Here is a 9,987-nt window from a genome sequence, read left to right as displayed (position 1 = left end):
ATCTGGTAGTCCATACGACAATGCAATTGCCGAAAGAATTAATGGTATACTCAAGACAGAGTTTGGTCTCCATGAAACATTCGGCTCCTTTGAGCAGGCCAAAAAACAAGTAGAATCAGCCATATCCAAATACAATTATCTCCGCCCGCATTTCAGCTGTGGATTGAAGACACCACAGTACAAACATGCCTATGTAGAGCCGCGCACTCCCAAGCAAAATCAGGACTATTTGAACCACTCACAAGTAAATTCAGGAATACCAGTTACAGAATAAAGTAAATTCAGGAATATTAAATTGAGTTACCCTAATCTATCAAGTACTTTCAGTATAAGACACAGCCGCATTTTTGTTTGATTTCAGGCGGGTTGATATACCCTTGGTATACCGTTGCGATACCGTTGCCATACCCTTGGTATACCCTTTGGGTAAAGGAAGGGTATGCCAAGGGTATGGCAACGGTATCGCAACCCCGAAGAACAACAAAAGAAAAACAGATTAAATCATAACCTGTAGTATGCCGAATAAGCTGGAAATATTGGCAGCATTCGATTAAATGAGATTTCCGTATTTAGCAGATACGTCATTTCCGGTACAGAAGAGTAAATTTGAAAAAACAAATAGTACAGTGCGTTATGAAGGCTTATAAATTTGAGATATTTACCTCAGTTATACAGGAAAACATTCGGGTAGGGCTTTACAAGCCGGGATTTAAATTGCCGGCAGTGCGCCAAATTAAAGAGACCTACAAATTAAGCACAAGTACGGTTCAGCAGGGATATGATGATCTGGTTGCGAGGGGCCTGATTGAAAGTATACCACGATCGGGATATTACGTGCTGGATAGTCAGGTAAAGGTTCATAAGGGAATAAAGAAAGAGAGGCCGGTAGTCCGGGATGCAGTTTTTGAAGATCAGTTATCTCTTACGACATATTCATACACCGGATCCAGGGTTAACGAGTTTAACGTCGCAGCTCCCGGCGATTTGTTGATACCACAAAAACTGATTCTGCGAACTATGCAGCAGGTCATCAGAGAATCGGGATTAGGTCTGCTGAAGTATTATCCGGCTGCGGGTAGTTCTTTGCTAAGGCAAAGCCTGGCAGAACGGGCAGCGGCAAATCAGACGATCTTAAATCCAGAAGAATTATTAATTACTGACGGAGCCTTACAAGCTTTATATATTGCTTTATCTGCTGTATGCAGCCCTGGTGACGTGATTGCATTGGAAAGTCCTTGTGTGTTTTCGGCACTCGAGGTGATCCGTGTACTCCGGCTAAAAGTCATCGAAATACCGGTAGACCCTATTTATGGGTTTGATCTCGATTTTCTTCGAAAGGCCTGTTTGGTAAACGACATAAAGGCAGTAATGGTTACTCCGAATTTTCATAATCCAACTGGCACGCAGCTAACCGATGTGCAGAAAAAAACGATGCTGAGCATAGCATTGGAAAAGGGTTTTGCGGTGATTGAAAATGATGTTTACGGAGATCTGAACTATTCGGGGCCGAGACCCACGACGATTAAAAGTTTTGATCAGTCAGGTATAGTAATGACTTACAGTTCTTTTTCAAAAACGCTGGCTCCCGGAATAAGACTGGGCTGGCTTTCAGCCGGGAAGTTCCTGGGGCGGGCTGAGCAGATTAGATTTGCGCTGGGTAGTACGGTTTCACCTATTTATCAGGAGACCGTGTATAAACTGATCAGTACTTCCAGCTTTGATCGTCATATTCGGAAATTTCGGAATTATCTGGCTAAAAATGCACATCAGACTCTGACACTACTATCTGATTTTTTTCCTGAAGGTACACATATGACCAGGCCCGCCGGAGGTTATCATGGTTGGGTCAGGTTACCGGACTCCGTTCCGGTAGACAAATTTTATCTGGCTTGCGCAACAAGTGGCGTGAAATTTACACCGGGCTACACTTTTTCTTTTAGCGGGCAGTATCAGCAGTATTTCAGAATTGTATTTGCCGACCGGTACACGCAGGAAAGAAAGGACGCTATTGCCCGGGCTGGAATTTCTGCCGTTCGTCTGGCGTAAAAGATACTGTACTGGCAATTCTTTAAGAATCTGTACTGTTTAAGCAGCAACAGAGCGCGTAAATTGCAGCTAAATAGAAAAAGATGTATCAACACATAAAAACAAAATTTACAGTGGTCACCGGGGATGAAATCGATACCCTGATGCTGCTGACTAAAAATATTGCATTAGCCAAGTTCTCAGGCTTAATCCAGGCAGATTTACTGCAAAGTTATATTGAAGAAAATTATACGGAGAAGACTTTAATTACTGAAGTGAATAGCATGTCAAATCAATGGCTTGTCGTTTACGCTGATGACCAGCCTGCTGGATACGCAAGAATTACCTCCAAAGGAAAAAGTCCTGAACTCCCAGATAGCCAGACCAGGATCTGTATCGCTGATTTTGGCTTACTGGAAGATTATTCTACGCCGGAAGTCCGGGCTTCATTAATGGATAAATGCCTGGCAGTTTGCCGATCTTATAGTTTTATCTGGATTAATGAATATGAAAGTAATCCGCTGCTTTCATTTTTTGAAGAATCAGGATTCGTAAGGCTCGAACAAGATGCCCAAATGGATGGTTTGCCTCTGGACTCCGTTTATTTGATCAGGGAAAAGGAAAATCTGGCGAAAGCTTAACCCAAAGCTATTTCGAACAGGCTCGAAGAAGCACCTTTATAGTGTGCCGGCAGGTTTGCAGTGAGCGGAATAGTTGTGATACCAAGATAATCAAAGCCCTGACTGATATAGTAATTATTGAGTTTGTCATTTCCGCTTCCGGTATCCATACGGATGTATTTCTTGTGATGCTCAACAGCATGATCTTTTGCCCAGGAAATGATTTGCCGAATCAGGTTTTTGCCTCTGTAGTCGGGATGGGTGACTATCCGGTGCAGATAGATTGCGGGATCTTCATTTTTTTTCTGCCATATTTCAGGGTCGTCGAACGTCGTGCAGAAAATGCCTGCAATTTGGATTCCGTCCATCAATTTCCACTGTTGTTTTGCCTCTATTTCCTGGAGCACCATTTTGCTATCAAACCCGATCCAATGTTTTTCGGCCACCTTTTTCTGGTATTCAGTTCCTGAATCATAAAGTCTGAAGATTTCTTCCAGATCGGCTGCTGTACTGTTTATAATTTCCATGGGTCTTTTTATTTCAAAAATGAGCGTTATCAATCAGTATATGCAGATGCAGTTTTGTTATATTTGAGCATAGCAGATTGAGGTATAAAAGATGAATAAGCATAAATATGAGAATATTGCCATGATTCTCGAAGATCAGATTAAAGGTAAAGTATTACTGCCGGGAGATAAATTACCCTCTCTGCGAAGGCTTTGCACGGATCATGATATTAGCCAGAGTACCGCCTTAAGTGTATATGATCTACTGCAGGCGGGCGGATATGCCGAATCGCGTGACCGTTCCGGCTATTTTGTCAGCCGTCTTTCCGGACGGATTGCCGCTTTACCTTTTTCGAGCCAGCCTGCGGGTAAAGAATCAGCTCAGAACCTCGATAAACTGGCTGAGGAAATCTTCAGTACGGCCGGTACCGGACACATTAAATTCTCTTATGGCGCACCTTCTTCCAAACTGTTACCGGTTGCCAGATTGAATAAAGAATTGGTTAAGGCTGCGCGGAATCTTGAAAGCGGAGGAACTGCTTATACCGAAACTCAAGGGAACGAGAAGCTCCGGAGGCAGGTTATTAGGCATGCCCCACATTTAGGTAGCTTAAAACCTGATGATTTAATTACTACTTCTGGTTGTAACAATGCACTCGCTCTAGCCTTAATGGCTACGACCAGCCCCGGTGACAGGGTAGGTGTGGAGAGTCCATATTATTTTGGTCTTTCGGGCCTGGCCAGGAGTTTAGGAATAAAACTTGTAGAATTACCTTGTCATGCACTTACCGGACCGGACCTGGAGATGCTGGAATGCATTTTGCAAAAACGGCAGCTTCAGGCGATTATTGTGGTTAGTAATTTTAGTAATCCGATGGGCGGTCTGATGCCGCCAGCTAATAAGGAGCATCTGGTCAAACTAATTGAACGATTTCAAATTCCATTGATCGAAGATGATATTTATGGAGATATTTATTTCGGAAAACAAAGACCTGATACCTGTAAGAGTTATGATAGCAGTGGTTTAGTGTTACTTTGCAGTTCATTTACCAAGACCATTGCACCTGGTTACCGGGTTGGTTGGATTGCGCCAGGGAAATTCAGGGAAAAAGTACTACAATTGAAATTAAGTTTCATGGTTTGTTCTGCAAGTTTAACTGAAGAAGCAATTGCCGGATTTATGGAGACAAGCTATTATCAAAAGCATCTTAAACAATTAAGGCAGACCCTTTATGCCAATTACCTACAGTACTCGGATGTAATTGGCAGGTATTTCCCTGAAGGTACCCGTTTAAGTCAGCCTCAGGGAGGTTTGTTTCTCTGGGTAGAATTTGATTCTGAAATAAATACACTGCAACTTTTTAAGCAGGCTATCAGGTTGGGAATTAGTATTGCGCCGGGACAGTTATTTACCCGGGAAAAGCAATTTAGTAATTGTATGCGTCTTAATTTTGGCCTACCCTGGAATCCACAACTTGAGCAGGCGTTAAAAACTATTGGTCATCTGGCAAAAATGCTGGGGAAAACCACTAACAAATTGAATAATTGAAATAATTCATAATATGATGCATACCTACAAATACCCGGTAGTCTTAACTGTTGCGGGTTTCGACGGCAGTGGGGGAGCCGGGATCCAGGCAGATATCAATACGATTTCCGCGTTAGGTTGTTACGCTACTTCTGTTCTGACGGCCTTACCTGTGCAAAATACAACAGGCGTAAAGGCTGTGCATCTGATCCCCGCTGCGGTTGTAAAGCAGCAGCTGGAGACTGTTTTAGAAGATATAAGACCAGATGCAATTAAAATAGGAATGATCCCTGATGAGGCAGTACTGATGGTTATTTGTAATGTGTTGCGTGCTTATCCGGGTATTCCAATAATTTATGATCCGGTAATGGTTGCCAGCAGTGGTGATCACTTAATGCAGAAGGAAACCATTTCAGCGATGATCAGAGAACTTTTCCCGCTGATAGCTCTGGTTACCCCTAATCTTGATGAGGCTGCGGTATTAACCAATACAAAGGTTAATTCTATTTCGGAAATGGAAATAGCAGCTAGAAGGATCACGGATATGGGTTGTCCGTCAGTTCTGTTAAAAGGTGGCCATTTACCATCGGGACAGCTAACCTCTGTTTTATTTAATGCAGATCAAAGCAGACAATTGTTTCATACCGAAAGAATAGATACGGATAATACACATGGTACCGGTTGTACATTATCTGCCGCAATCGCCGCTTTTATAGCCAGAGGCGAAGGTTTAAATTTTGCCGTCGAGTCTGGTATTGCTTATGTCCATCAGGCCATTCTACATGGTAAGGATGTAAAGACCGGAAAGGGCAGAGGCCCGCTGAATCATTTCTTCGGGCCTCTGAAATTAATTAAAAAAAAGGTTTAGGCATTTAATCCGCCATCTACAGTCAGAAACGAGCCCGTAATGTACTTTGCTTCTGCTGAGGCCAGATAGTTAACCATACTGGCAATATCTGCAGGGACACCATAATCGGGCAAGGCCATATGGCTTCGCAGAAAATCTGCTAATGGCGCATCAGCAGGATTCATGTCAGTGTTTATCGGACCTGGCTGAACCAGGTTCACAGTAATATTTTGTTTTCCCAAATCACGGGAAAGGCCACGTGTAAACCCTTGTAATGCAGATTTGCTCATGGTATATAATGTGGTCTGCGGACCCAGCGCGTGTTCTGCCATATTACTGCCAATATTAATGATTCTTCCTCCTGCCGGCATTGCCTTTACTGCGGCTAAAGAAGCTGCAAATACAGCTTGAACATTAACCGTCATAATCTCATTATAATCTGCCAGCGTATGTTCTTCAAATGCTTTGCCTACATAGATTCCTGCATTGTTAACCAGAATATCTACTCTTCCATATTTACTTATGGTTGCTTCTACTGCTCCGGTAACTTCATCTGCGTTTAATCCGTTTGCTTTAACTGCAGTCGCAATTCCTCCGCCCTGAATGATCTCCCGGACAATTTCATCTGCTTTTTCCGGTGAACTGGAATAAGTTAAAACAACTGTCGCTCCTTCATCTGCTAATCTTTTAGCGATTGCTGCACCAATACCACGGCTGCCGCCGGTAACAAATGCGATCTTATCTGTCAAGTTTTTCATAACACTGAATTAAAATTTCAACAAAAGTACCGTATATACTATTATCTTTGTATGTATACGTTTGATTGTTAGGTACTAACAAAATAGTAAGAAATGAGAAAAGAGACTTCAACGAATGCTTTGAATGAAAAAATGATCAATGACGGCTGTGGTATGGCCCTGTCTATGTCAGTGATAGGGGGGCGCTGGAAGCCAGCTATTCTTTGCCGGCTTGCTTACGGGACTATGCGTTATGGTGAGCTTAAAAAAGCTATAGATGGCATTTCGGAACGGATGCTTGTCGCACAGCTCAGAGAGATGGAAAAGGACAGGATTGTTCAAAGAATTGTCTACCCGGAAGTTCCACCAAGAGTCGAATACCAACTGACTGATCTTGGAAGAACTATGAAGCCTATGCTGGATGCCATGTCAGAATGGGGAAATAAATACCGCGATCAGATTGATGCCGGGTCTATCGAATTGTTAAGTGTTGGGGAATAAAGGTAAAGTAAACCAGAAAGTGCTGCCAGCTCCTATTTCACTTTCGACACCTATTTCTCCATCATGTCTTTTAATAATCTCTGAACAGATATATAATCCCAACCCTAGTCCAGTGTAATTCTGGCTGTCGTGGTTTACCCGGTAATACCGGTCAAATAGATGGGGTAAGACATGAGCTGGGATGCCGGGCCCTTGATCTTTCACTGAAATCCTTGCATATTGATCTATTTTATCTATTTTCAGATAGATTTTTTCGGAATCTGCGGCATACTTCACTGCATTATTCACAAAATTCACCACCACCTGGTCTATCCGGTGTTCATCGGCGTACACCTGCAGATCCTTGTCTCCTTCGACGATCAGTTCGAACTTTCCTTCCATACGCACATGGTTACAGCAAAGGTTTAACATCTCGGAGATAGTAAATGTGCTTTTCTGCAGTTTAAGGTTCCCTTCTGTCAAGCGGTTCATATTCAGTAGGTCGTCTACAAGAACACTCATTTTATCCATACTTCTGTTGGCCTGCTCAATGAGTTTGATATGCATTGGGGTAAAAGGTTTTTCCTTTATTCTGTCAAGTAATTGCAGTGCTCCTTTTAAACTGGTTACAGGTGTTTTTAGTTCGTGGCTGGCTATACTCAGGAAATCATCTTTACGTTGTTCAAATAATTTACTTTCGGTGATATCTGCTGTCATTCCGACCATACGGTTCGCTTTTCCATTTATATCATAACGGGCGCGTCCACGTGCGCTGATCCAGTGAATAGACCCATCCCGCCATTTGACTGGATATTCGGCACTGTAAACGGAATTATTATCGATTGCTTCCTGGACTAGTTTTTTTACCCCATCGCGATATTCCGGTATCATTGTATTAAAAAGGTCAGGGTAATTAAAAGATTCCTCCTTCGTATAACCGTAATTTGCCTTAAACTGATCGGTGCTCTGCATAATCCCGGTTGCCAGGTCAACCTCGGTTGAGCCTAATTTACTGGCGTCGAGTGCAATTTTAAGGCGTTCACTGAGATCTTCAGCAGCTTTTCTTGCAATAACCTGCTCTGTCACTTCATTGGCTACAATCATTAGGTCTCTGCCCCCTGCAACGCCCTTTATTGGCTGATAGGTAAAGTTTACGTATACTTCTTTAAGCGTTTCTCCATGTGGAAGGGAAAGTCTGGCTTCATTTCCGTAATGTGGTTCGCCGCTCAGATATACCTGGTCCAGAAAATTATAAATCGTCTGCTCCTGAATTGAGGGGAGGGCTAGGTGTAATGGTTTTCCAAGAACAGCAGTATCTTTGTCCCACATCTTAAGGATAGTGTCGTTCGCACAGTCGATAATCAATTCCCGGCCTTTCAGAATGGCGATAGCAGTAGGGGATTCTTTAATCAGGTTTCTGAATCTGGATTCACTCTCAGCTAGGTTCTTGTTGAGTACTATTAACTCTTCTTGTGATAACCGGAGTTCTTCATTGGAGGAGGTTAGTTCTTCATTCATAACCTGTAATTCTTCCTGTTGTTCAGAAAGCAGCAGATTTGTTTCCCTATGATTCTGAATTTCGTCAAGTGCAGAGATGCGCAGTTCGATCTGATCCATTACGGCAGTAGCAAGACCAGAGAGTATTTCTTCTTCCTGTTTGGAAAATGACCTGGGCTGTTTATCTATGATGCAAAGTGTCCCAATCAAAAATCCATCATGTGTGATCAAAGGTGCACCGGCATAAAAACGTAAACCGAAATTTCCTGCGACGTTTGGATTAGCAATCAGGCATGGTTCCTTCAATGCATCCTGGAAAACAGTTATGTCGGTGTTCAACACAGCCAGCGCACAAAGGCTCTTACCCCGGTTTGCTTCCTTAGCGGTACCCATGCCGATATTTGCTTTAAAAAATACACGTTCGGCATCTACAAGGGAAATTAAAGAAATCGGGACGTTAAATATTTTAGCACACAATTTTGCCAGATTGTCAAAGGATGCTTCTGAGGGCGTATCCATGATTCTGTACCTTTGCAATGCAGCTAATCTTTCTATATCATTCTCAGGAATGATATTCATCCCAAAGGTATTTTCGATCATAAAAACGGAGATAATATCGTGCAGTATAAAGATATAAATCGTTTAATTGTTTGCACAGTTGTTTATACAGAATGGGATTATTATGTTTTTATTAGGATAATGCAGATCTGTACTGTACAATAGCCATAACCGGGCCATCAATAATCTCAACGCGATGATTTGTTTTCAGCGGTATTTGAGTGTATCCGCCTGGCTCAAGATAAAACACATGATTATCTACAGTACATCTGCAACGCCCTTTTAAAATCAGAAAACTCTCGTATTCATCGGCATGACTTTCCTCTTCTATATCAAATGAGGAAACAACGAGCAGTTGCTTCAATTCATCGTTTTCAGCAATTAATTCGGCAAAATTCTCTGCTTGTAAAGCGTGTGGGAAATGTGCGGTAACCAGATCATACCATTTATGATAATCGGACAGTTCACTGATCGGGATGATTTCATTCTTACTTAAAATTTCATCTGACCCGAACAGCTTTTGTTCAATCTTTCTCTTAAGATCTGCTGAAGGTTCTATTGCATTTTGCAGGGCATAATTCTCGAGAGCTTTCTCGATAGATACTGTTTCTTCGGCCAATTCAGGGAATCTCAAGATCATTTCCTGTACCTCTGCATTAGTGGTCTCATCCAGCATGTTAAGCACATACAGCTCTAGAATACCACTTTCGATATAGGTTTGCAGGTTCACAGTTGTTTAGTTTTTATCTTAATTTCTTTCCTTAACTCTATTTTGCACGCTGTATTTGTCATCGAGAATAACTTAGCAATGGCTTCAATAGAAACGCCTTGGTTAATTACAAGGTCGAAAACACTTTCATGGCAATGGTCTTTATTAGACTTACCGTCGGCAAAGATATAATCTTTCGCTGTAGATCTGGCTACCTTTATGACCCAGGTGAAAAATGTAGAGAATTCAGGTTTATAGTCTCCTATACGAATATAAATGCTGATCAGGGTATCTGACAATAGCTTTTCAGCTATTATTTTGTCGTCAACTAGACGAATAATAACACCGTAAATAGCTGCACCATAAGTGTCAAAAAGTAATACTACTCCCGACAAATGTCTTTGTCTGAGGAGAGCCTCGATCTTGTCTTCTTCTTCTTTTCTGTCCGGGGGATGCATGGTATTAAAGATATATATTTAA

Annotated in this window: 11 protein-coding genes; 6 read left to right on the top strand and 5 right to left on the bottom strand. The window is 42.1% G+C overall.

The genetic code is table 11. From position 1 onward, the window contains the following. From BM192_RS05025 to BM192_RS05015, 3 genes are all read left to right on the top strand, one after another. Positions 1–274 (top strand): integrase core domain-containing protein (locus BM192_RS05025; protein ID WP_139218405.1); only part of this gene is annotated, 274 nt, incomplete at its 5' end. A 359-nt stretch (positions 275–633) separates the two neighbouring features. Then, positions 634–2,046 carry an aminotransferase-like domain-containing protein gene (locus tag BM192_RS05020; RefSeq protein ID WP_037443452.1) on the top strand — a complete coding sequence of 471 codons (1,413 nt, stop codon included), beginning with the start codon at positions 634–636 and terminating at the stop codon, positions 2,044–2,046. 83 nt (positions 2,047–2,129) lie between these two features. After that, positions 2,130–2,666 (top strand): N-acetyltransferase, encoded by a 537-nt coding sequence (locus BM192_RS05015; protein WP_037443459.1) that lies wholly within the window; start codon positions 2,130–2,132, stop codon positions 2,664–2,666. On the opposite strand, the gene BM192_RS05010 is transcribed toward BM192_RS05015, so the two are convergent. Further along, positions 2,663–3,172, bottom strand: a complete 510-nt coding sequence (locus tag BM192_RS05010; RefSeq protein WP_037443461.1) for a GNAT family N-acetyltransferase — start codon at positions 3,170–3,172, stop codon at positions 2,663–2,665. The two genes, BM192_RS05015 and BM192_RS05010, sit on opposite strands and share 4 nt — an antisense overlap. A 91-nt stretch (positions 3,173–3,263) precedes the next feature. Here BM192_RS05010 and BM192_RS05005 point away from each other — a divergent pair, with 91 nt between their 5' ends. Then, complete coding sequence (locus BM192_RS05005) at positions 3,264–4,700, top strand: aminotransferase-like domain-containing protein (protein WP_037443463.1); 1,437 nt, start codon at positions 3,264–3,266, stop codon at positions 4,698–4,700. Positions 4,701–4,713: 13 nt separating this feature from the next. Beyond that, complete coding sequence (gene thiD / locus BM192_RS05000; RefSeq protein WP_037443465.1) at positions 4,714–5,547, top strand: bifunctional hydroxymethylpyrimidine kinase/phosphomethylpyrimidine kinase; 834 nt, start codon at positions 4,714–4,716, stop codon at positions 5,545–5,547. Here the strand turns inward: thiD and BM192_RS04995 are convergent. Continuing rightward, complete coding sequence (locus tag BM192_RS04995) at positions 5,544–6,284, bottom strand: SDR family NAD(P)-dependent oxidoreductase (protein WP_037443466.1); 741 nt, start codon at positions 6,282–6,284, stop codon at positions 5,544–5,546. The genes thiD and BM192_RS04995 overlap by 4 nt on opposite strands. Positions 6,285–6,377: 93 nt before the next feature. Here BM192_RS04995 and BM192_RS04990 point away from each other — a divergent pair, with 93 nt between their 5' ends. Next, positions 6,378–6,764: a winged helix-turn-helix transcriptional regulator gene (locus tag BM192_RS04990; RefSeq protein WP_037443467.1), complete on the top strand. Its 387-nt coding sequence runs from the start codon at positions 6,378–6,380 to the stop codon at positions 6,762–6,764. On the opposite strand, the gene BM192_RS04985 is transcribed toward BM192_RS04990, so the two are convergent. The 3 genes from BM192_RS04985 to BM192_RS04975 form a co-directional block, all read right to left on the bottom strand. Further along, complete coding sequence (locus BM192_RS04985) at positions 6,747–8,840, bottom strand: ATP-binding protein (RefSeq protein WP_070808224.1); 2,094 nt, start codon at positions 8,838–8,840, stop codon at positions 6,747–6,749. The genes BM192_RS04990 and BM192_RS04985 overlap by 18 nt on opposite strands. 91 nt (positions 8,841–8,931) lie before the next feature. Continuing rightward, positions 8,932–9,528: a cupin domain-containing protein gene (locus BM192_RS04980; RefSeq protein WP_037443468.1), complete on the bottom strand. Its 597-nt coding sequence runs from the start codon at positions 9,526–9,528 to the stop codon at positions 8,932–8,934. Next, positions 9,525–9,965 carry an RNA polymerase sigma factor gene (locus tag BM192_RS04975; RefSeq protein ID WP_051760156.1) on the bottom strand — a complete coding sequence of 147 codons (441 nt, stop codon included), beginning with the start codon at positions 9,963–9,965 and terminating at the stop codon, positions 9,525–9,527. Before BM192_RS04975 ends, BM192_RS04980 begins: the two co-directional genes overlap by 4 nt. Between the last annotated feature and the right edge of the window lie 22 nt (positions 9,966–9,987).

This window comes from Pedobacter antarcticus, from assembly GCF_900112985.1.
Classification (GTDB): Bacteria; Bacteroidota; Bacteroidia; order Sphingobacteriales; family Sphingobacteriaceae; genus Pedobacter; species Pedobacter antarcticus.
This window is presented reverse-complemented; position numbering and strand designations above follow the sequence as displayed.